This is a genomic window from Mycobacterium sp. 852002-51152_SCH6134967, from assembly GCF_001667105.1.
In the GTDB taxonomy this organism is placed as follows: Bacteria; Actinomycetota; Actinomycetes; order Mycobacteriales; family Mycobacteriaceae; genus Mycobacterium; species Mycobacterium neumannii_A.
Genome location: NZ_LZIK01000068.1, coordinates 42178 through 63952, shown reverse-complemented (window position 1 = coordinate 63952; position 21775 = coordinate 42178). Strand labels below are relative to the sequence as shown.

The following is a 21775-nucleotide window of genomic DNA, read 5'->3' as shown; positions in this document are numbered from 1 at the left end:
AAGCGCGAAACGCGCCGTGTGGTAGCCGGGGTTTATCGCAATTCGGTGACACCATGGTCTCCATGAGGCAAAGGATTCTGGTTGTCGACGATGACCCGTCGCTCGCCGAGATGCTCACCATCGTGCTGCGGGGCGAAGGCTTCGACACCGCCGTCATCGGCGACGGCACCCAAGCGCTGACCGCGGTCCGCGAGCTGCGGCCCGATCTGGTCCTTCTCGACCTGATGCTGCCCGGCATGAACGGCATCGACGTCTGCCGGGTGCTCCGCGCGGATTCCGGCGTGCCGATCGTCATGCTGACCGCCAAGACCGACACCGTCGACGTCGTACTGGGCCTGGAGTCCGGCGCCGACGACTACGTGATGAAGCCGTTCAAGCCCAAAGAGCTCGTCGCCCGCGTGCGGGCCCGGCTACGGCGCAACGAGGACGAGCCCGCCGAGATGCTGTCGATCGGCGACGTCGACATCGACGTGCCCGCGCACAAGGTCACCCGTCAGGGCGAGCAGATCTCGCTGACCCCGCTGGAGTTCGACCTGTTGGTGGCGTTGGCGCGCAAACCGCGGCAGGTGTTTACTCGTGATGTGCTGCTCGAACAGGTGTGGGGTTATCGACACCCCGCGGACACCCGTTTGGTGAACGTGCATGTCCAACGGTTGCGGGCCAAGGTCGAGAAGGACCCGGAGAACCCGCAGGTGGTGCTCACTGTTCGAGGAGTGGGGTACAAGGCCGGACCGCCGTGACATGCACGGCTGTCGGCCGTGGTCGTGATCCCGACCCCTTGGCGGTCGCCGTGTTGACCGCTCGGCGGGCGCCGTGATCTTCAGCTCCAGACGACGCATCCATCGGCGCTCGGCGCCGCTGGTGCGGGGGCTGGGAGCGCTGGGCCGGGCGTTGAGTCTGGCGTGGCGGCGCTCCTTGCAGCTGCGTGTCGTCTCGTTGACGTTGGGCCTGTCGCTGGCCGTGATCCTGGTGCTCGGGTTCGTGCTGACCAGCCAGATCACCGATCGCATCCTCGAGGTCAAGGTCCGCGCGGCCACCGAGCAGATCGACCGCGCACGCACCACAGTCAGCGGAATCGTCGGTGGTGAGGAAACCCGCTCGCTCGACAGCAGCCTGCAGTTGGCGCGCAACACGCTGATCGATCGCAGCGCTGACGCCGAACCGGGCCTGGCGGGCACCTACGACGCGGTTCTGGTGGTGCCCGGTGACGGGCCGCGTGCGGCGACTGCGGCAGGCCCGGTCCAGCAGGTGCCCAACACGCTGCGGGAGTTCGTCAAGGCCGGCCAGGTCAGCTATCAGTACGCGACCGTGCACACCGACGGCTTCTCCGGGCCCGCGCTGATCGTCGGCAGTCCGACGTCGTCATCGGTGACCAACCTCGAGCTCTACCTGATCTTCCCGCTGAACAACGAGGAGTCCACGATCGCGCTGGTGCGCGGGACGATGGCCACCGGCGGCGTGGTGCTGCTCGGCCTGCTCGCAGCGATCGCCTTGCTTGTGGCGCGCCAGATCGTGCTGCCGGTGCGCTCCGCGTCGCGCATCGCCGAGCGGTTCGCCGAAGGCCACCTCACCGAACGCATGCCGGTGCGCGGCGAGGACGACATGGCCCGCCTCGCCGTCTCGTTCAACGACATGGCCGAGAGCCTGCACCGCCAGATCACCCAACTCGAGGAGTTCGGGAATCTGCAGCGCCGGTTCACCTCCGACGTCAGCCACGAACTGCGCACCCCGCTGACGACAGTGCGCATGGCCGCCGACCTGATCTACGACCACAGCGAGGATCTCGATCCCGCGCTGCGCCGGTCCACCGAGCTGATGGTCAGCGAACTCGACCGGTTCGAGACGTTGCTCAACGATCTGTTGGAGATCTCCCGCCACGACGCCGGTGTCGCCGAGCTGTCGGTCGAGTCGCTGGATCTGCGGTCGACGGTGCGAAGCGCGTTGGACAACGTCGGGCACCTGGCCCAAGACGCCGACGTCGAACTCGTCGTCGACATGCCCTCCGAGGAGGTCATCGCCGAGGTCGACCCGCGGCGCGTGGAGCGCATCCTTCGCAACCTCATCGCCAACGCCATCGACCACGCCGAGCACAAACCTGTCCGCATCCGGATGGCCGCCGACGACGACACCGTCGCCGTCACCGTCCGCGACCACGGGGTGGGCCTGCGGCCCGGCGAGGAGAAGCTGGTGTTCAGCAGGTTCTGGCGGTCGGACCCCTCGCGGGTGCGTCGTTCCGGCGGCACAGGTCTCGGTCTGGCGATCAGCATCGAGGACGCCCGCCTGCACCAGGGCAGGCTGGAGGCCTGGGGTGAGCCGGGTAACGGCGCCTGCTTCCGTCTCACGCTGCCGCTCGTCCGCGGGCACAAGGTGACCACCAGCCCGCTGCCGCTCAAACCCGTTGGGCCCGAGGATGTCCCGCCGCGCAGCCGCGATCGCGAACCCGCGCAGGAGTCCGTGTGAGAATCCTGCTGGCAGTCCTGAGCGTGCTGGCGTTGGTTCTCACCGGCTGTGCGGGCGTGCCCAGTTCGTCCTCGCCGCAAGCGATCGGAACCGTCGACCGGCCCGCCCCGCCGAGCCTGCCCAAGCCGACTCCGGGCATGGATCCCGACGTGTTGCTGCGCGAATTTCTCAAGGCCACCGCCGATCCCGCGAACCGGCATCTGGCCGCGCGCCAATTTCTGACCGAATCCGCGTCGCAAGCGTGGGATGACGCGGGCAGCGCGCTGCTGATCGACAACGTGGTGTTCATCGAGACGCGCGGCCCCGACCGGGTGTCGGTGACCATGCGCGCCGACATCCTCGGATCGCTGTCGGACATGGGTGTGTTCGAAACGGGGGAGGGCGCGCTGCCGGACCCGGGGCCGATCGAACTGGTCAAGACCGCCGACGGTTGGCGCATCGACAAGCTGCCGAACGGCGTCTTCCTGGACTGGCAGCAGTTTCAGGCCACCTATCGACGCAACACCCTGTATTTCGTCGACCCGACCGGCAGCACCGTGGTGCCCGATCCGCGCTATGTCGCGGTGTCCGATCCCGACCAGTTGGCCACCGAACTGGTGAGCAAGCTGATCGCCGGGCCGCGACCGGAGATGGCCAAGACCGTCCGCAATCTCCTCGAACCGCCACTGAAACTGCGCGGCCCGGTCACCCGCGCCGACGGCGGCAAGATGGGCGTCGGCCGGGGTTACGGCGGCGCCAAAATCGATCTGGACAACCTGTCGACCACCGATCCGCACAGCAGGCAACTGCTTGCGGCGCAACTCATCTGGACGCTGTCCCGTGCGGGGGTCAACGGGCCGTACGTGATCAACGCCGACGGCGCCGCCCTCGACGACCGGTTCACCGACGGGTGGGAGACCTCCGACGTGGCGGCCACCGACCCGGGCGCGGCCTCGGGAGTGGCGGCGGGCCTGCACGCGCTGGTGGGCGGTTCGCTGGTCGCGCTCGACGGTCGGCGGGCGCCGCGGGTCCCCGGACAGTTCGGGCAGATGCCGAACCAGACCGCGGCGGCGGTGTCCCGCACGGGCCAGGAGGTGGCGTCGATCGTCACGGTGCGGCCGGATGCACCGGATATGGCGTCGTCGATGTGGGTCGGCGCACTCGGCGGGGCCGCGTCGCAGGTGTTGGATGCCCGAAGCCTGTCGCGTCCGAGCTGGTCGCTGGACAACGCGGTGTGGGTGGTGATCGACGGCAACAACGTCGTGCGTGTCATCCAGGACGCGTCGGGCCAGCCGGCGCGCATACCGGTCGACTCCACGCTGGTGTCGAGCAGGTTTCCCGGCGTGATCACCGAACTGCAGCTGTCGCGCGACGGCACCCGCGCGGCGATGGTGATCGACGGCCGGGTCGTTTTGGCCGGTGTCGAACAGACCCCCGGTGGCGGCTATGCGCTGACCTACCCGCGACGCCTGGGCTACGGCCTGGGCAACACCGTGGTGTCGCTGTCATGGCGCACCGGCGACGACATCGTGGTCAGCCGCACCGATCCTGCGCATCCGGTCTCCTACGTCAACCTCGACGGCGTTAACTCCGACGGGCCGAGCCGCAACCTGCTGATGCCGGTCACCACCGTGGCGGCCAACCCGTCGACGGTGTACGTGGCCGACGCCCGCGGGGTCGTGCAACTGTCCGGCTCGGTGGCCGAGGACGATCCGGCGTGGGCCGAGGTGCGTCCGCTGCTGGTGCCCGGCGCCGAACCCGTGCTGCCGGGCTGACAGCCGACCCCCGCGCAGATTTCGCGGCAGGTTCCGTGAACCGTCTGCGGGTGAGTCTCGTTGTGCTGACAGAACGACGCCGCAGGCGTTTGCTATCAGCCAGGAGTGAAGATGAAGACTCGCGGTCCGTTGATCACGTTGGGCGCGGTCGCCGTGCTCGGGATCGCGCTGTGGCTCGGCAACGTTTTTCAGGAGCAAGCGCCAGTGGCCGCCCCGGCGGCGGAATCGGTCACCACGCCGAGCGCTGCGGCGCCGACGACCACGCCGTCACCGCCTGCGACGGGCTTCCCGGCCAAGGCTGACTACGTCGGAACCGTGCCGACCGCGACCGGCGTGATCACGTTGGAGATATCGCTCGACGGCGGCAAGGCGATCGCGTACGCCTGTGACGGCAACTCGGTCGAGGTGTGGCTCCGAGGCGACGCCGAGGACGGTGTCGTCAACGCGACGAGCCAGGACAAGGTGAGCGTTCTCGACGGCCATCTCGAGGGCAATGCGGTGAAGGGGTTGCTGACGATCGGCGAGAAGAGCTGGGTGTTCACCGCGCCGGCAGTCGAAGCGCCCGCCGGCCTCCTTGTGTACGAGCGGGAGAGCGGCGGCAGCGATGTCTGATCCCGTCGCCACCCGCAACACCGGCGCAGCGGGGATGCTGATCGCCGTCAGCCTCGGAGCAATGGTCGCCGTCGCGCTCGGAGTGTTCGGCAAGATCCATGAGCCGCAATTCTTCTCGATTAACGTGGCGGGGTTCTCCAGCGGCACGGCGGTGAAGTCGTGGCTGGCCACCCTCGCGATTGCGTTGGCGCTGTTCCAACTGTTCTCGGCGTTCGTGATGTACCGGTTGACGCCCGGTGGGCGCGCGCCGACGTGGATAGGAACGGCCCACAAGTGGTCGGGGCGGTTGGCGGTGTTGGCCACTGTGCCGGTGGCCGTGCACTGCCTCTACGCTCTCGGCTTCGCCGAAACCGACAGCCGGGTGCTGTTTCACTCGCTGTTCGGCTGTTTCTTCTACGGGGTCTTCGTCACCAAGATGATCCTGTTGACGCGCGGCGGGCTTCACGGCTGGGTGCTTCCCGTCGTCGGGGGACTGGTGTTCTTCGGGTTGGTCTACGTCTGGCTCACTTCGGCGCTGTGGTTCTTCCAGACCAGCGGGCGGAGGTTCTGAGGAAGGGAATCGCTATGCGACGCAAGCAGTTCCTTGCGGGTGCGGGGCTCGGAATCGCTGGTACCGCGTTGGGGGCCTGCAGCACGTACGGCAAGGATCCCGACGCCGCCGAGGAGTCGGCCGTGACGACGACCGGTGGCGCGGTGGTGCCGGTTGCGGTACTCGCAAACGTCGCCGACGTCCCGGTCGGCGGAGGTGTCATCGTCGACCAGACCGTGGTGACGCAACCGACGGCGGGTGATTTCATGGGATTTTCGGCCACCTGCACTCACGCCGGGTGCACGGTGCGCGACGTCGCAGGCGCCACGATCAACTGCCCCTGCCACGGCAGCAAGTTCCACCTGGACGGCACGGTGGCGAACGGACCGGCAACGCGTCCGTTGGTGTCGAAACCAGTGGCATTGCAAGGCGATTCGATCGTCTTGCGCTGACCGGGTCAGGTCGACGTGACCCCCGGGATGCGGCCTTCGCGAAACGCTTCGACGAAATGGCGGTGATCGTCGCGCACGATGCGGGCGTACTGAAGCCCGAACGTCACGAGGTCGGCCGAGAACTCATCGACATGGTCGCCGATGACCGCGTCGATCGCCTCCTCGGTCTGGAACTCGACCACCTTCTGGTCGCTGTCGGCATCCCCGACGCAATGCACCTTGGCCACCGCCCGCCCCAGCTGCTCGATCACCTCGTCCAATTCGTCCGGTTCGGTCAACTCGCTCCAGTCGAGATCGGCTGCATACGGCGATAACTCGCTCACGACGAACCCGACGCCGTCGATATCGGTGTAGCCGAGCAGCGGATCGGCATGGGCCTGCAGCGCACGTTGTGACACCGCCGTTCGGTGGCCGTGATGCTTGAAATGCCGGCCCACGCCTGCCTCTTCGACGACACGGCTGGGCGCGGCGATGTTGCCCTGCTTCATCGACAGCACGGCGTCGTTGTCCAGCGCCTGGTTGAATCCCTCGATCAGCACGGTGTAGGTCGGCAGACCCGCGCTGCCGATACCGTGACCCGTCTTGCCGATCACGTCCTTTATGTCGTAGGTGATGCCTTGGAACCGTTTGGTTTTGGGGATGGTCTCGAGGTATCGCGCGAACGCGGCCTCGACGTTGTCGCGTTCGGCGTCCTCGAGTCGGCGTACGCCCGCGGCGTCCCGGAAGCGTCGGTCCCAGTCGTCGACCACGGTGAGACGATCCAACATCTCGGCCCTCGTCGACAATCGCGCACTCTGCAACGCGGACAGCACGGCGCCGCGTGCGGTGTCGAGATTCAACGAGAAGCCCGTGTCATCGTCGGCCTGCAGGAACCACCGCACCTGATCGACGTAGGCGTGCGCGAAAGTCTTTATCAGCCCGCTGATCTCGTGGTCCGACAGCGCCTTCTGCCAACACATCAGCGCGACGCTGGCCGCGAACCGCTGCAGGTCCCAGGTGAAGTGACCGATGTAGGCCTCGTCGAAGTCGTTGACGTCGAAGATAAGCGTGCCTTCGCCGTCCATGTAGGTGCCGAAGTTCTCGGTGTGCAGATCGCCCTGGATCCACACCCGGCTGGTGCGCTCGTCGGCCCAGCGGTCCTCGCGCGCGGCGACGTCGCCGTAGAAGACGCACGCGCTGCCGCGGAAGAAGGCGAAGGGCTCGGCCGCCATCTTGCGGAACTTGGTCCGGAACGCATCTGGATCGGCCTTCATCAGATCGGCGAACGCACTCACCAGGCAATCGACGATCCACGACTCCCGTTGGTCCTGCATGCCCACGGAGTACCCGTGTCACCCACCACCGCCACACTGACCGCGTGCTCGATCTCGTTCTCCCGCTGCAGTGCGGCGGCTGCGGCGTACCGTCAACGCGGTGGTGCGCGGCGTGCGCGGCGACGCTGACGGTCAGGGCAGAGGATCCGCACCTCGTCTCGCCGCGCGTGGATCCCGGCGTCCCGGTGTACTCCCTGGGCCGTTACGCGGGGCCGCGGCGAGCAGCCGTCATCGCGGTCAAAGAGCACGGCCGAACTGATCTGCTGCGCCCGCTTGCCGGGGCGCTGCGGGCCGGCCTGTCCCACCTGCTGACCTGGGGTCTTCTCGATACCCCGCTGACTGTGGTCCCCGCACCGACCCGCCGGTGGTCGGCCCGGCGGCGTGGCGGTGACCCGGTGACTCGGATTGCGCGTACCGCTGTCGTCGACCTGCCGGGGGTGGGCGTCGTCCAGGCGCTGCGCACACGCGCTCTCGTGGCGGATTCGGTCGGGCTGTCCACCGCCGATCGGCAGCGCAACATCGGCGGCCGGGTCCGGGTCGTGCGGCCCGTCGCGGACGAAGTGCTCGTCGTCGATGACATCGTCACCACCGGCGCCACCGCCGCCGAGTCGGTTCGCGTGCTGCACACCATTGGGGCACGCGTGGCGGCCGTGCTGGTTGTGGCAAACGCGTGACCGCGCCGTGAGGCCGGATTTCAGGCCCACATATCAGACCGAGGTGAAGAACTGGAAACAGGTACCCGGATTCACTGGCACTACCGGGTGAACGCGGCTACCGTCGGCTTCAACACCCGTGAATGACTCACGGCCGGCGCTCAGATACGAAGCGCCAGCATCGCCGACGCGGTAGGAGGTGAGTAGACGACACCTTGCACCGGCGAGCGGCGAGACATGCAAAGCCCCGTCGGTGCGGATCACGACAACCCGGGCACGCTCACGCGTGCGGACGCCGAAGAAACGAGTTGCCAAGCATGTCAAGCCAATCCCTGGACTCCCGAACGATGGTGATCGAGGACGAAACGCCCGAAGCCCGACCGCGCGCCGAAGTCGCGGTCACCGGTCGCAACGTCGAGATCCCCGACCACTTCCGCACGTACGTCGCAGAGAAACTGTCACGCCTGGAACGATTCGACCGCTCGATCTATCTGTTCGACGTCGAGCTCGATCACGAGCGGAACCGACGTCAACGCAAGTACTGCCAACACGTGGAGATCACCGCGCGCGGCCGCGGCCCCGTGGTCCGCGCCGAAGCCTGTGCCGACAGCTTCTACGGCGCGATGGAATCAGCGGTGGACAAGCTCGCCGAGCGGCTGCGCCGTGCGCGTGATCGCCGCAAGATCCACTACGGCGACAAGACCCCGGTATCGGTCGCCAAGGCCACCGCGGTCACCGCACCACCCGAGCCGCTGACAGCGACGCCGGCCGAACACGACGGCGCGGCGCTCGACGAGCACGAGCCCGGACGCATCGTGCGGATCAAGGAGCATCCGGCCACCCCGATGACCGTCGATGACGCGCTGTCGCAGATGGAACTGGTAGGCCACGACTTCTTCCTTTTCCATGACAAGGAGAGCGACCTGCCGTCCGTGGTCTACCGCAGGCACGCCTACGACTACGGCTTGATTCGGCTCGCCTGAGCCGGAGGCTTGATTTCGGCTCGCCTGAGCCGGGGGCTTGATTCGGCTCGCCTGAGCCGCGTGGTTCGGTCCGGCTCACCCGAGCCGGGCCGACCACTATTTCGCCTGGCCTGACGCAGCTGGGCCGGGTTCAGGGCGCATGTCGCCTACCATGGGTTGAGCTCAAGACTTCCAAACCCATAGGGGAACTAGCGTGCTGCAAAAGTTGCTGCGTCTCGGCGAGGGCCGGATGGTCAAACGCCTCAAGGGGGTGGCCGACTACGTCGACTCCCTGGAAGGCGACGTCGAGAAGCTGACCGACGCTGAACTGCGGGCCAAGACCGACGAGTTCAAAAAGCGCGTGGACAACGGCGAAAGCCTCGACGACCTGCTGCCCGAAGCGTTCGCCGTCGCCCGCGAGGCGGCCTGGCGGGTGCTCGACCAGAAGCCGTTCAAGGTGCAGTTGATGGGCGGCGCGGCGCTGCACTTCGGAAACGTCGCGGAGATGAAGACCGGTGAAGGCAAGACGCTGACCGGCGTGCTCCCGGCCTACCTCAACGCGCTGTCGGGCAAGGGCGTGCACATCGTCACCGTGAACGACTACCTGGCCAGGCGCGACGCCGAGTGGATGGGCCGCGTGCACCGGTTCCTCGGCCTGGAGGTCGACGTGATCCTGGCGCAGATGACCCCCGACCAGCGGCGGACCGCCTACGCCGCCGACATCACGTACGGCACCAACAACGAATTCGGCTTCGACTACCTGCGCGACAACATGGCGCACTCCCTGGACGACCTGGTCCAGCGCGGACACAACTTCGCGATCGTCGACGAGGTCGACTCCATCCTCATCGACGAGGCCCGCACCCCGCTGATCATCTCCGGCCCCGCCGACGGCGCGTCGCAGTGGTACACGGAGTTCGCCAGGATCGTGCCGCTGATGGAAAAGGACGTTCACTACGAGGTCGACATCCGCAAGCGCACCGTCGGCGTGCACGAACTCGGTGTCGAGTTCGTCGAGGACCAGCTGGGTATCGACAACCTCTACGAGGCGGCCAACTCGCCGCTGGTCAGCTACCTGAACAACGCGCTCAAGGCCAAGGAGCTGTTCCAGCGCGACAAGGACTACATCGTGCGCGACGGCGACGTGCTCATCGTCGACGAGTTCACCGGTCGCGTGCTGGTGGGCCGTCGCTACAACGAGGGCATGCACCAGGCCATCGAGGCCAAGGAGCGCGTCGAGATCAAGGCCGAGAACCAGACGCTGGCCACGATCACGCTGCAGAACTATTTCCGCCTCTACGACAAGCTCGCCGGCATGACCGGCACCGCGCAGACCGAGGCCGCCGAGCTGCACGAGATCTACAAGCTCGGTGTGGTGCCCATCCCGACCAACAAGCCGATGATCCGCGCCGATCAGTCCGACCTGATCTACAAGACCGAAGAGGCCAAGTACATTGCGGTCGTCGACGACGTCGCCGAGCGCTACGAGAAGGGGCAGCCGGTCCTGATCGGCACCACCAGCGTGGAGCGGTCGGAGTACCTGTCGCGCCAGTTCACCAAGCGCAGGATCCCGCACAACGTGCTCAACGCGAAGTACCACGAGCAGGAGGCCTCGATCATCGCCGAGGCCGGCCGGCTGGGCGCGATCACCGTCGCGACGAACATGGCGGGCCGCGGTACCGACATCGTGCTCGGCGGCAACCCGGACTTCCTCACCGACAAGCGGTTGCGCGAACGCGGCCTGGACCCGGTGGAGACGCCGGACGATTACGAGAAGGTCTGGCACGAGACGCTCTCCTCGGTCAAAGCGGAGTGCGCGCGCGAGGCCGAGGACGTCATCGCCGCGGGCGGCCTGTACGTGCTGGGCACCGAACGCCACGAGTCGCGCCGCATCGACAACCAGCTGCGCGGCCGCTCCGGCCGACAGGGCGACCCCGGCGAATCCCGGTTCTACCTGTCGCTGGGTGACGAGCTGATGCGACGGTTCAACGGCGCCACCCTGGAGGCGTTGCTGACCCGGCTCAACCTGCCCGACGACGTGCCGATCGAGGCGAAGATGGTCACCCGCGCCATCAAGAGCGCGCAGACGCAGGTCGAGCAACAGAACTTCGAGGTCCGCAAGAACGTCCTCAAGTACGACGAGGTGATGAATAAGCAGCGCGTCGTCATCTACGAGGAGCGCAGGCGCATCCTGGAGGGCGAGAACCTCGCCGAACAGGCCCGCAACATGCTCGTCGGCGTGATCACCGCCTACGTCGACGGGGCCACCGCCGAGGGCTATTCCGAGGACTGGGATCTCGAACAGCTCTGGACCGCGCTCAAGCAGCTGTACCCCGTGGGCATCGACCACAACGACCTGATCGACTCCGACGCGATCGGTGAGCCCGGCGAGTTGACGCGCGAGGAACTGCTGGAGGCGTTGATCGCCGATGCCGAGCGCGCGTACGCCGAGCGGGAGAAGCAGATCGAGGAGATCGCGGGCGAGGGCGCGATGCGCCAGTTGGAGCGCAACGTGCTGCTCAACGTGCTGGACCGCAAGTGGCGTGAACACCTCTACGAGATGGACTACCTCAAGGAGGGCATCGGCCTGCGCGCGATGGCTCAGCGCGATCCGCTCGTCGAGTACCAGCGCGAGGGCTACGACATGTTCATCGGGATGCTCGAAGGCCTCAAGGAGGAGTCCGTCGGGTTCCTGTTCAACGTCGCGGTCGAACCCGCACCGCAGCCGGCCGTCGCACCGATCGCACCACCGTCGGGTCTGAGCGAGTTCGCCGAGGCCGCCGCCGCACAGGCGCAAGGTGGGGTGGCGACCAAGGAACGGCCGACGGGAACGGGCCTGCGCGCCAAGGGAATCGACGATGAGTCGCGTCCGCTGACCTACACGGGTCCGTCGGAGGACGGCTCGGCCGAGGTGCAGCGGTCGGGCAACGGCAGTGGCGCACCACGGCAGGCGACGCCCAGCGGCGGCACCCGCAAGCAGCGTCGCGAAGCCGCGCGCCAGCAGGCCCGCGAGCAGAAGGCGATGCGCAGGCGTTAAGAGGGCTCGACGAGCGCGGCGATCCGTCCCAGCGTGGCCCGCATCCCGTCCTCAGCCTGCTTGGGTGATCCGCTCCTCTTGAGCAGCACGCGTTGCCGATCCTCGGATACGTCCCAGGTTTCGCGCACCAGCGTGCCCTCCGGCGTCGGTTCGAGTTCGTAGCGCCAGATGCGGCCGCCGATCAGCCCGAGGGGACCCATCGTCGTCTTCCACGCGATGCGACGGCCGGGTTCGAACTCGACGACGGTGTTGGTGGTCCGGTACCCAAGGAACATCGACTCGGGCCTTCCCCGCATCGCCACGCCGAATGTCGCACCGGCAGAAAGAGGTTGAGACTTCTCGCCGGATGTGCGAGCGACGGTGCCCGAGCCGTCGAAGGCCGGGTGCCTGCCGGCGTCGGCGAGTAACGCGAAGATCGCGTCCGGGGGCGCCTTGATGACGCGCTGTACGTTGATCGAGTCTCCCTGCACGCGAGCAGGCTAGCGCTCAACCGATCTGCAGCGCGACCACCCGCCAGCGCCGGCCGTCGAACGCGATGCGCGCCGCGATCGCGCGGATGCGCTGTCCGCGACTGTAAGTGCCGAATACCTCCGCGGCCGGACCGTCGTCATCGGTCACGCGCACCCTGACCCGGCGCAGGGTGGCGACGGTTGAGTGCGGGTGGCGGGTCAGCGTGAGCACGGTTTCGATCAGCGCCGGCGCCAACAGCGGGCGCAACTGGGCGACGGGGCGGCGCCGGTCGATCACCTCGAGCACCCGGCGCAACGCCGCATCGGCGAAGGCGACCGCCGCGCGCGGCGGGGCGGGCTCGGCGGGGATCGGCCTTTGCGGGTGCCGAGTGTGTTCACCGGCGGATGGTCGGCGGCGCAGCGCTTTTGGCGACGGTGGCGGACAGGCGCCGACACCGAGCGGAGGCGGTTCACAGTCGATGACCGGCGCCACCAGTGCAGCCGGTCGCTGTTGGTCGGGGCCGGACGCGGCCTGGGCAGGGGTGCGAAATGATGTCACAACGCGTTCTCCAGCGACTCGACGAGACGGGACCCGTCTGCTGGAGAGTGGGCAGACACCACCATGATCGCACGGTCTGCGGGGGCTCCGAGACAGCGATAAGCACCCGTGATGCGCATCTGCGGGGTTTGCCTATAGCGTGGCGGGGACTTCGGCGCCCGCGGTCGGACCGCGGGCAGTACAGGGGAGGGACGACGTCGCGATGGTCACCCGGTTGTCGACGGCGGACGCGTCGTTCTACCGCCTGGAGAACACGTCGACGCCGATGTACGTGGGTTCGCTGTCGATCCTTCGCAAACCCCGCAGCGGCCTGAGCTACGAGACCCTGCTGGCCACCGTCGAACAGCGGCTGCCGCAGATACCCCGCTACCGGCAGAAGGTGCGTGAGGTGACGTTGGGCCTGGCGCGCCCGGTGTGGGTGGACGATCGCGACTTCGACATCACCTACCACATCCGTCGCTCCGCGCTGCCGTCGCCGGGCAGCGACGCCCAGTTGCACGAACTCATCGCGCGGCTGGGATCCCGGCCGCTGGACAGGTCGCGGCCGTTGTGGGAGATGTACCTGATCGAAGGCCTGGCCAAGAACCGCCTCGCGATCTACACGAAGTCGCACCAGGCGTTGGTGAACGGCATGACGGCCCTCGAGATCGGCCACGTCATCGCCGACCGCACCCAGAAGCCGCCGGAGTTCGGTGAGGACATCTGGATCCCGTTGCGCGAGCCCAGCGATCGGCAGTTGCTGCTCGGTGCGCTCGGTGAGTGGATCACCCGGCCCGCCGAGCAGATCAGTGCGGTCCGCAACGCCGTCGTCGACGTCGCCACCAACGCGGGCCAGTTGGTCGACATGGGCCGCCGCGCCCTCGAGGTGGCCCGCACCGTGGCGCGCGGCACCGCGCCGAGCAGCCCGCTGAACACCACCGTGTCGCGCAACCGGCGGTTCACCGTCGCCTGCGGGCGGCTCGAGGACTTCCGCGCGGTGCGCGCCCGCTACGACTGCGACGTCAACGACGTGGTGCTGGCCGTGGTGGCCGGCGCGTTACGCAATTGGCTGATGTCGCGCGGTGAACCGGTGACCTCGACCGCGAGGGTGCGGGCGATGGCGCCCATGTCGGTGTATCCGGATGCCGAATTCGACGCGACCGGCCCGGGTCAGGCCATCAGCGAGGTGACGCCGTTCCTCGTCGACCTTCCCGTCGGTGAGGGCAACCCGGTGGTGCGGCTCTCGCAGATCGCCCACGCCACCGAATCGGCGTCCACCGCCGCGAGCCTGGTCGACGCGAGAACCATCGTGACGCTGTCCGGGTTCGCCCCGCCGACCCTGCACGCGATGGGCATCCGGGTGGCGACCACGTTCTCGGCGCGCCAGTTCAACCTGCTGATCACCAACGTGCCGGGTGCACAACATCAGATGTACATCGCGGGCACCAAACTGCTGGAGACCTACGCGGTACCGCCGCTGCTGAGCAACCAGGTGCTGGCGCTGGGGGTGACGTCCTACAACGGCATGGTCTACTTCGGCATCAATGCCGACCGTGACGCGATGAGCGACGTCGATGTTTTGCCGAGTCTGCTGCGCGAATCGATGGAAGAACTGCTAGAAGCGGCCCAATAGCACCCTCTGTGCGTTTGCGGGATTGACTCTCTCACCGCCAGCGGGGTCGAATTGGGTCACCATGACCACGAGCGCAGAGAACGAGACGCCAGGAAAAGCCAGGTCCGCCACACAGCGCGCATTTCGATCGCCGACCGATTCAGTCGTACCCCACCCGGCACTCGACCTGCCGCCACATGACGACGCGTTCACCCGCTCGCGCGGCGTGGACTGGGTCGTCTTCGGGGTCACCGCGGTCATTGCGATTGCCTTCCTGGTGTGGGGCTTCGTCAGCACGGAGTCGCTGGCCTCCGCTTCGGACAGCGCGCTGACGTGGGTGATGGACAACACCGGGTGGCTGTTCGTGCTGACGGCCTCCGGTTTCGTGGTGTTCATCCTGTGGCTGGCGATCGGTCGCTTCGGCGCCATCCCGCTCGGTCGTGACGACGAGGAACCCGAGTTCCACGGGGTGTCGTGGGTCGCGATGATGTTCAGCGCCGGCATGGGGATCGGGCTGATGTTCTTCGGGGTGGCCGAGCCGCTTTCGCACTACGCGACACCGCCACCGGGCACCGGCGAGCCGGGCAACACCGAGGCCGTGCAGACCGCGATGGCCACCACGCTGTTCCACTGGTCGCTGCACCCGTGGGCGATCTACGCGGTGGTCGGGCTGGCGATCGCCTACGGCGTCTACCGCAAGGGCCGGCTGCAGCTGATCAGCGCGGCGTTCGAACCGCTGCTGGGCTCGCGCGCCAACGGACCGTGGGGCAAGGTCATCGACATGCTGGCGATCTTCGCCACGCTGTTCGGCTCGGCCGCCTCGCTCGGTCTGGGTGCGCTGCAGATCCGCAGCGGCCTGCAGATCGTCGGCGGTATCGGGGAAACCGGCAACACCATCCTCGTCCTCATCATCACGGTGCTCACGATCGCGTTCGTGCTGTCGGCGGTCTCCGGGGTCGCGCGCGGCATCCAGTGGCTGTCCAACATCAACATGGTGCTGGCGATGGTGCTTGCGTTGTTCGTATTCGTCGTCGGACCAACGGTTTTCATACTCAACCTGCTGCCGACATCGCTGGGCAGCTACATGGCCGACTTCGCGATGATGTCGGCGCGCACCGGCGCCGAGGGCTCCGCTGTCAACGTGTGGCTGCAGTCGTGGACGATCTTCTACTGGGCGTGGTGGGTGTCGTGGACGCCGTTCGTCGGCATGTTCATCGCGCGGATCTCGCGGGGGCGCACCATCCGTCAGTTCGTCACCGGCGTGTTGTTGGTGCCGAGCCTGGTGTCACTGGTGTGGTTCGCGGTGTTCGGCGGTTCGGCGATCCGCGTCCAGGAGGAGGGCACCGACCTCGCCGGCGAAGGCAGCATCGAGGCGCAGCTGTTCGGCCTGCTCGAGCAGTATCCGATCGCGACCATCGCCAGCGTGCTGGTGATGGTGCTGGTGGCGATCTTCTTCGTCTCCGGCGCGGACGCCGCGTCGGTGGTGATGGGATCGCTGTCCGAACGCGGCACGATCAGACCCGGTCGAGCCACCGTGATCTTCTGGGGTGTAGCCACCGGCGCCGTCGCTGCGGTGATGCTGCTGGTCGGCGGGGAGGACGCGTTGACCGGGTTGCAGTCCATCACCATCATCGCGGCGCTGCCGTTCGTCGTGGTGATGGTCGGCCTGGCCGTGGGGTTGGTCAAGGACCTGCGCCGCGACCCGATGATGGTCCGGAAGAAGTATGCCGAAGAGGCTGTCGACAGCGCGGTCATCCACGGCGTCACGGAGCACGGTGACGATTTCGTCATCTCGGTGGAGAAGGATCCGGCGAGCGAGAAATCGCCTGACGACTAATCTCGCCTGGTGCGCGTCTACATCCCCGCGACCCTGACCATGCTGCAGCAGCTCGTGGCCGACCGGGTGCTCCATGCCCGCAGCGGTACGGCGTTCGCGGTGACGCCCGCCCTGCGCGAGTCCTACGCCGAGGGCGACGACGAAGAACTCGCCGAGGTCGCGCGCCGGGAAGCCGCGCTTGCGTCGCTGCGCCTGCTCGGCAGCGAAGGGGTGGGCGACCTGCCGCCGCGCCGCGCGGTGGTGGAGGCCGAGGTCGACGGCGTGACGCCGCGCCCCGATCTCGATGACGCGGTGGTGCGGCTCGCCGGTCCGGTCGCCCTGGAGGACGTCATCGCCGCCTATGTCGACAATGCCGAGGCCGAGTCCGCGGTGTTGCCCGCGATCGAGGCCGTCGACGACGCGGACCTCGGCGACGAGGATGCCGACTTCGTCGTCGGTGATGCCCAGGACCACGACCTGGCCTGGTACGCGCCGCAGGAGTTGCCGTTCCTGCTTGAACTGCTCTGAGCCCGCATCGGCCTTGATCTCGGCTGGATACGGCAGCGTAGGTTACGGTACCGTAGGTTCATGGCCAAGAACTCCATCAAGGTGTCGGCCAATGTCGCCGACACGGTGAAGCCGACGGTCGCCGGGACCAAGAACCCGGGCCTGCACGCGCTGCGGACCATCGTGGGACGGATCACCACGCCGCTGCTGCCCGACGACTACCTCAAACTCGCCAACCCGCTGTGGTCGGCGCGTGAGTTGCGCGGCCGGGTGCTGAGCGTCCGGCGCGAAACCGAGGACTCGGCGACGCTGGTCATCAAGCCGGGCTGGGGCTTCTCGTTCGACTACCAGCCCGGCCAGTACATCGGAATCGGCGTGCAGATCGACGGCCGTTGGCGCTGGCGGTCCTATTCGCTGACCTCGGCGCCGTCGCGCACCACCCGAACCATCACCATCACGGTCAAGGCCATGCCAGAAGGGTTCCTGTCGACGCATCTGGTCGACGGGTTGGCGCCCGGCACGATCGTGCGGCTGGCCGCGCCGCAGGGCAACTTCGTCATGCCCGACCCCGCCCCGGCGAAGGTGCTGTTCCTCACCGGCGGCTCCGGTATCACGCCGGTGATGTCGATGCTGCGGACGCTGGTCCGCCGCGACCAGATCACCGATATCGTTCATTTGCATTCTGCGCCAACCGAATCCGATGTCATGTTCGCCTCCGAACTCGCCGAGCTGGCCCGCGCGCACCACTCCTACCGACTGCGGACACGCGCGACGCGCACCCAGGGCCGGCTGGACCTGTCGCGCCTCGACGACGAGGTGCCCGACTGGCGCGAGCGACAGACCTGGGCGTGTGGTCCCGAGGGCATGCTCGATGCCGCCCAGCGGTGCTGGTCGAGCGCCGGCCTCGGCGAACGCCTGCACCTCGAGCGTTTCGCGGTGTCCAAGGCCGCCGTGCACGGGCAGGGCGGCACCGTCGAGTTCGCGCGCAGCGGCAAGACGGCCACCGTGGACGCCGCGACTCCGCTGATGGACGCTGGGGAGCAGGTCGGGGTCCAGATGCCGTTCGGCTGCCGGATGGGTATCTGCCAGTCATGTGTGGTGGGTCTGGTCGAGGGCCACGTCCGTGACCTGCGCACCGGTGTCGAGCACGAGCCGGGCAGCCGGGTGCAGACCTGTATCTCCGCGGCATCCGGCGATTGCGTGCTCGATGTCTGAGGTTTACTGGCCGGTAACCTACGGGTACGTAGGTTACGGTAACGTAGGCACGCGAGAGGAGGCTTGACGATGGCCATCACTGACGTTCCCGAATTCGCGCACCTGACTGACGCGGACATCGAGAGTCTGGCGGTAGAACTGGATGCGATCCGGCAGGACATCGAAGACTCCCGCGGTGAGCGCGACGCGCGCTATATCCGTCGCACCATCGCCGGCCAGCGTGCGCTGGAGGTCGCGGGCCGCCTGATGCTGGCGGCAAGCTCGCGCCGCTCGGCATGGTGGGCAGGAACCGTCACCCTGGGCGTGGCCAAGATCATCGAGAACATGGAGATCGGCCACAACGTCATGCACGGGCAGTGGGATTGGATGAACGATCCCGAGATTCACTCCTCGACATGGGAGTGGGACATGAGTGGCTCGTCCAAGCATTGGCGCTTCACGCACAACTTCATGCATCACAAGTACACCAACATCCTGGGCATGGACGACGACGTGGGCTACGGCCTGTTGCGGGTCACCCGGGACACGAAGTGGAAGCCGTTCAACCTCGGAAACCTGCTGTACAACACGATTCTCGCGCTCGGCTTCGAGTGGGGCGTCGGCCTGCAGCACGTGGAGTTGGGCAAGATCTTCAAGGGCAGGGACAACCGCGACGAAAGCAAGGTCCGGGCACGCGAGTTCGCCGCCAAGGCGGGCGCGCAGTTGGTCAAGGACTACGTTGCCTACCCCGCATTGACCTCGCTGTCGCCCGGTGCGACATACCGGTCGACGCTGACGGCGAACGCGGTCGCCAACGTGATCCGCAACGTCTGGTCGAATGCGGTCATCTTCTGCGGCCACTTCCCTGACGGCGCAGAGAAATTCACCAAGACCGACATGGTCGGTGAGAGCAAGGGCCAGTGGTATCTGCGACAGATGCTGGGCAGTGCCAACTTCGAGGGCGGCCCGGTGCTGCGGTTCATGAGCGGCAATCTGTGCCATCAGATCGAGCACCATCTGTATCCGGACCTTCCGAGCAACCGTCTGCACGAAATCTCGGTTCGGGTGCAGCAGGTGTGCGACAAGTACGACCTGCCCTACACGACGGGTTCGTTCCTGGTGCAGTACGGCAAGACGTGGCGGACCATCGCCAAACTGTCGCTGCCGGACAAGTACCTGCGCGACACCGCTGACAATGCGCCGGAGACGCGCAGCGAGCGGATGTTCGCCGAACTGGAGCCGACCCAACGGCGTGGTCTCAAGTCGTCGATCGCGGCCGTGCGGGCCCGCCGTCGCGAGAAGCGCGCAGCCAAACTGGCCGCCGCCTAGCCCCCTCCTTCCGGTTTGCGCGAGCGTGCGTGCTTGCGCACGACACGCCGCGCATTCTCGACACTTTGCGCACGTTGGCGCCGCGGTGACCGTGCGTCCGGCGCCGAGCCTTCCCGCGTCGACCGCACTTCACGCACTCTCGTCGACGACGGGCGTGCGCGAAGCGCCGTAAATCCGCGGCGTGTCGGATGAGACGCGCACGCTCGCGCAACGGTGGGTAGGGCGTGAGAGGCGCGCGCTACCAGTCTGACTCGTGGAGCGCGGCCAGCAGCCGACGGGCGGCGGCGACGCGGTCGAACGTGGGGCCGGTCAACGTGTCGAGCGCGCACTCCGGATCGGCGGGCGGACCCATGTGCCCGCATCCGCGGGGGCAGTCTTTGATCGCTTCGGCCAGATCCGAAAACGCGAGCAGCACATCGTCGGGTTCGATGTGTGCCAGTCCGAACGACCGGATACCGGGCGTATCGATCACCCACCCGCCGAGTTCCAGCGGCAGTGCCACCGACTGGGTCGACGTATGTCTTCCCTTCCCGACGTCGGTCACCTCGCCGGTGGCCCTCTCCGCCTGCGGGACAAGGCGATTCACCAGCGTCGATTTCCCGACCCCCGAATGCCCGAGCAGAACGGTGACGCGCCCCGCCAGCATCGGGGCCACCGTGTCGAGCGGATCGTCGCGACCCGCCGTGGTGATCGTCAGGTCAAGATCGGCGAAGTGCGCCGCAAACGGTTCGGGCGGAGCGAGATCGGTCTTCGTCAGGCACAGGATCGGCTCCAGCCCCCCGGCATAGGCCGCGATCAGCGCGCGCTCGACCAGCCCGGTGCGCGGCGGCGGATCAGCCAGCGCGACGACGATCAGCAGTTGGTCGGCGTTGGCCACCACGACCCGCTCGGTCGGGTCGGTGTCATCGGCGGTGCGGCGCAACACCGTTCGCCGTTCACCGCGTCGGACGATGCGGGCCAGCGTGTCGGGCCGGCCGGACAGGTCGCCGACGATTCCGACCTCGTCGCCGACGACGATCGGGGTGCGGCCCAGTTCGCGGGCCCGCATCGCGACCACGCGGCGGTCCGGGTCGCCGCCGAGCGCGCATCCCCACCGCCCACGGTCGACGGTCACCACCATCGCTTCCTGCGCGTCGGCGTGATCGGGCCGAATCTTGGTCCGCGGCCGCGAGCCTCGGCCGGGCCGCACCCGGACATCGGACTCGTCGTACTCGCGTCGGCTCAAGCGGGGTCGACCTCCGCCGTCTGCCCCGCGAGCATGTCGGCCCACAACTGCGGGAAACCGGGCAACGTCTTGGCGGTGGTGTCGATGTCCTCGACCGCGACGTCGGCCACCCGAAGCCCCACGATCGCGCCCGCGGTGGCCATCCGGTGGTCGGCATAGGACCGCCACAGCCCGCCGTGCAGCGGTCGGGCGGTGATCACCAACCCGTCTTCGGTCTCCTCGCACTGACCGCCGAGACCGTTGATCTCCGCCGAAAGTGCTGCAAGCCGGTCGGTCTCGTGTCCACGCAGATGCGCGACACCCGACAGCTTCGACACCGAGCCGGGGGAGGCCAATGCCGCCAGCGCAGCGACGGCGGGCGTGAGCTCACCGACCTCGTGCAGATCGACGTCGATACCGCCGTACACTTCGGCGCCACACACTTCAAGGTAGCTATCACCATGCTGCACAACCGATCCCAACTTCTTGAGGATCGAGATGATGGCATCGGCCGGTTGGGTGCTGACCCGCGGCCAGCCCGTCAACCGCACGCTGCCTCCGCTGACCACCGCGGCCGCCAGGAACGGCACCGCGTTGGACAGGTCGGGCTCGATGTCCCAATGCCGGGCGGCCACGGGTCCCGGCGACACCCGCCACTGGTTGTCGCGGCCGTCGTCGACGTCGACTCCGGCGTCGCGCAGCATCGCGACCGTCATCGCCACGTGCGGCGCGGAGGGGACCGAGTCGCCGGTGTGCACGACGGTGAGCCCGTCGCGGAAGCCCGCTCCCGACAGCAGCAGCCCCGACACGAATTGTGACGAGGCCGAGGCATCGATCTCCACCGTCCCGCCGGTCACCGATCCGGCGCCCCGCACCGCGAACGGAAGTCCGTCGCCGTCGATGTCGACCCCGAGGCCGCGCAACGCGTCGAGAAGGGGCGCGATGGGACGAGCACGGGCCTGTTCGTCCCCGTCGAACGTGACCGTCGCCGTGCCCAGGGCGGCCACCGGTGGCACGAACCGCAACACCGTGCCTGCCAGTCCGCAGTCGATGCGCGCGCCATCGCTCGGCGCGATCGCGCCGCTGACGGACAGTTCGTCGGCGCGGCCCTCGACCGTCACACCGAGCGCACGCAGCGCCCCGATCATCAGGTCGGTGTCGCGGCTGCGCAGCGCCCCGCTGATCGTCGAATCGCCGTTCGCCGTGGCCAGCGCCGCCAACACCAACGCCCGGTTCGTCTGCGATTTCGAGCCGGGCACGGTGACGGTGGCATGCACCGGAGCCGTCGTCGACGGTGCAGGCCAGGCCTGGCGTTCTTGGTCTGCGGGCGCGCTCACCGCTCCATCTTCCCCTG

General features: G+C 67.7%; 19 protein-coding genes. 14 read left to right on the top strand and 5 right to left on the bottom strand.

From position 1 onward, the window contains the following. Positions 1–53: 53 nt before the first annotated feature. The 6 genes from mtrA to A5790_RS21370 all read left to right on the top strand — a co-directional run bounded on the left by mtrA (position 54) and on the right by A5790_RS21370 (position 5807). Positions 54–740 carry a two-component system response regulator MtrA gene (gene mtrA / locus A5790_RS21395; protein WP_064345844.1) on the top strand — a complete coding sequence of 229 codons (687 nt, stop codon included), beginning with the start codon at positions 54–56 and terminating at the stop codon, positions 738–740. Positions 741–813: 73 nt separating this feature from the next. After that, complete coding sequence (mtrB, locus tag A5790_RS21390) at positions 814–2460, top strand: MtrAB system histidine kinase MtrB (protein WP_066848981.1); 1647 nt, start codon at positions 814–816, stop codon at positions 2458–2460. Then, positions 2457–4214, top strand: coding sequence for an MtrAB system accessory lipoprotein LpqB (lpqB, locus tag A5790_RS21385; RefSeq protein WP_066848978.1), 1758 nt, complete (start codon positions 2457–2459; stop codon positions 4212–4214). The genes mtrB and lpqB overlap by 4 nt, the downstream gene beginning before the upstream one ends. A 111-nt stretch (positions 4215–4325) precedes the next feature. Beyond that, complete coding sequence (locus A5790_RS21380) at positions 4326–4826, top strand: hypothetical protein (protein WP_156656481.1); 501 nt, start codon at positions 4326–4328, stop codon at positions 4824–4826. After that, positions 4819–5376, top strand: coding sequence for a DUF6529 family protein (locus tag A5790_RS21375; protein WP_066848974.1), 558 nt, complete (start codon positions 4819–4821; stop codon positions 5374–5376). Before A5790_RS21380 ends, A5790_RS21375 begins: the two co-directional genes overlap by 8 nt. A gap of 14 nt (positions 5377–5390) precedes the next feature. Beyond that, the gene (locus A5790_RS21370) at positions 5391–5807 is read left to right on the top strand and encodes a ubiquinol-cytochrome c reductase iron-sulfur subunit (protein ID WP_066848971.1); all 417 of its coding nucleotides are present in this window, start codon (positions 5391–5393) and stop codon (positions 5805–5807) included. A gap of 5 nt (positions 5808–5812) precedes the next feature. On the opposite strand, the gene A5790_RS21365 is transcribed toward A5790_RS21370, so the two are convergent. After that, positions 5813–7120, bottom strand: coding sequence for a DUF2252 domain-containing protein (locus A5790_RS21365; RefSeq protein WP_066848968.1), 1308 nt, complete (start codon positions 7118–7120; stop codon positions 5813–5815). A 44-nt stretch (positions 7121–7164) separates the two neighbouring features. Here A5790_RS21365 and A5790_RS21360 point away from each other — a divergent pair, with 44 nt between their 5' ends. From A5790_RS21360 to secA, 3 genes are all read left to right on the top strand, one after another. Continuing rightward, the gene (locus A5790_RS21360) at positions 7165–7794 is read left to right on the top strand and encodes a ComF family protein (protein ID WP_066848965.1); all 630 of its coding nucleotides are present in this window, start codon (positions 7165–7167) and stop codon (positions 7792–7794) included. A gap of 326 nt (positions 7795–8120) precedes the next feature. Beyond that, positions 8121–8756 (top strand): ribosome hibernation-promoting factor, HPF/YfiA family, encoded by a 636-nt coding sequence (hpf, locus tag A5790_RS21355; protein ID WP_197696866.1) that lies wholly within the window; start codon positions 8121–8123, stop codon positions 8754–8756. A 193-nt stretch (positions 8757–8949) separates the two neighbouring features. Next, positions 8950–11772 carry a preprotein translocase subunit SecA gene (gene secA, locus A5790_RS21350; protein WP_066848959.1) on the top strand — a complete coding sequence of 941 codons (2823 nt, stop codon included), beginning with the start codon at positions 8950–8952 and terminating at the stop codon, positions 11770–11772. On the opposite strand, the gene A5790_RS21345 is transcribed toward secA, so the two are convergent. Both A5790_RS21345 and A5790_RS21340 read right to left on the bottom strand, forming a co-directional pair. Beyond that, the gene (locus A5790_RS21345) at positions 11769–12242 is read right to left on the bottom strand and encodes an SRPBCC family protein (RefSeq protein ID WP_066848956.1); all 474 of its coding nucleotides are present in this window, start codon (positions 12240–12242) and stop codon (positions 11769–11771) included. The two genes, secA and A5790_RS21345, sit on opposite strands and share 4 nt — an antisense overlap. Positions 12243–12258: 16 nt before the next feature. Further along, a complete protein-coding gene (locus tag A5790_RS21340; protein ID WP_066848953.1) occupies positions 12259–12780 on the bottom strand; it encodes an Rv3235 family protein in 522 nt (173 codons plus the stop codon). Between the two features lie 202 nt (positions 12781–12982). Here A5790_RS21340 and A5790_RS21335 point away from each other — a divergent pair, with 202 nt between their 5' ends. From A5790_RS21335 to A5790_RS21315, 5 genes are all read left to right on the top strand, one after another. Continuing rightward, a complete protein-coding gene (locus tag A5790_RS21335) occupies positions 12983–14392 on the top strand; it encodes a wax ester/triacylglycerol synthase family O-acyltransferase (protein ID WP_066848950.1) in 1410 nt (469 codons plus the stop codon). 61 nt (positions 14393–14453) lie between these two features. Further along, positions 14454–16208: a BCCT family transporter gene (locus A5790_RS21330; protein ID WP_066848947.1), complete on the top strand. Its 1755-nt coding sequence runs from the start codon at positions 14454–14456 to the stop codon at positions 16206–16208. A 6-nt stretch (positions 16209–16214) separates the two neighbouring features. Then, positions 16215–16715, top strand: a complete 501-nt coding sequence (locus A5790_RS21325) for a hypothetical protein (protein ID WP_369829810.1) — start codon at positions 16215–16217, stop codon at positions 16713–16715. Positions 16716–16775: 60 nt separating this feature from the next. After that, the gene (locus A5790_RS21320; RefSeq protein ID WP_066848942.1) at positions 16776–17909 is read left to right on the top strand and encodes a ferredoxin reductase; all 1134 of its coding nucleotides are present in this window, start codon (positions 16776–16778) and stop codon (positions 17907–17909) included. 69 nt (positions 17910–17978) lie between these two features. Continuing rightward, entirely contained in the window at positions 17979–19217 is a 1239-nt protein-coding gene (locus A5790_RS21315; protein ID WP_066848939.1) for a fatty acid desaturase, read from the top strand. Between the two features lie 238 nt (positions 19218–19455). On the opposite strand, the gene rsgA is transcribed toward A5790_RS21315, so the two are convergent. Continuing rightward, entirely contained in the window at positions 19456–20442 is a 987-nt protein-coding gene (gene rsgA / locus A5790_RS21310) for a ribosome small subunit-dependent GTPase A (protein ID WP_066848937.1), read from the bottom strand. Beyond that, on the bottom strand, positions 20439–21758 hold the full coding sequence (aroA, locus tag A5790_RS21305; protein ID WP_066848935.1) for a 3-phosphoshikimate 1-carboxyvinyltransferase: 1320 nt from the start codon (positions 21756–21758) through the stop codon (positions 20439–20441). Before aroA ends, rsgA begins: the two co-directional genes overlap by 4 nt. Positions 21759–21775: the final 17 nt, after the last annotated feature.

Bases quoted from the DNA above. Each gene is read 5' to 3' on its own strand.
- mtrA (WP_064345844.1), top strand. From the start codon at position 54: ATGGTCTCCATGAGGCAAAGGATTCTGGTTGTCGACGATGACCCGTCG.
- A5790_RS21380 (WP_156656481.1), top strand. From the start codon at position 4,326: ATGAAGACTCGCGGTCCGTTGATCACGTTGGGCGCGGTCGCCGTGCTC.
- A5790_RS21375 (WP_066848974.1), top strand. From the start codon at position 4,819: ATGTCTGATCCCGTCGCCACCCGCAACACCGGCGCAGCGGGGATGCTG.
- A5790_RS21370 (WP_066848971.1), top strand. From the start codon at position 5,391: ATGCGACGCAAGCAGTTCCTTGCGGGTGCGGGGCTCGGAATCGCTGGT.
- A5790_RS21365 (WP_066848968.1), bottom strand. From the start codon at position 7,120: ATGCAGGACCAACGGGAGTCGTGGATCGTCGATTGCCTGGTGAGTGCG.
- hpf (WP_197696866.1), top strand. From the start codon at position 8,121: ATGGTGATCGAGGACGAAACGCCCGAAGCCCGACCGCGCGCCGAAGTC.
- A5790_RS21335 (WP_066848950.1), top strand. From the start codon at position 12,983: ATGGTCACCCGGTTGTCGACGGCGGACGCGTCGTTCTACCGCCTGGAG.
- A5790_RS21330 (WP_066848947.1), top strand. From the start codon at position 14,454: ATGACCACGAGCGCAGAGAACGAGACGCCAGGAAAAGCCAGGTCCGCC.
- A5790_RS21320 (WP_066848942.1), top strand. From the start codon at position 16,776: ATGGCCAAGAACTCCATCAAGGTGTCGGCCAATGTCGCCGACACGGTG.
- A5790_RS21315 (WP_066848939.1), top strand. From the start codon at position 17,979: ATGGCCATCACTGACGTTCCCGAATTCGCGCACCTGACTGACGCGGAC.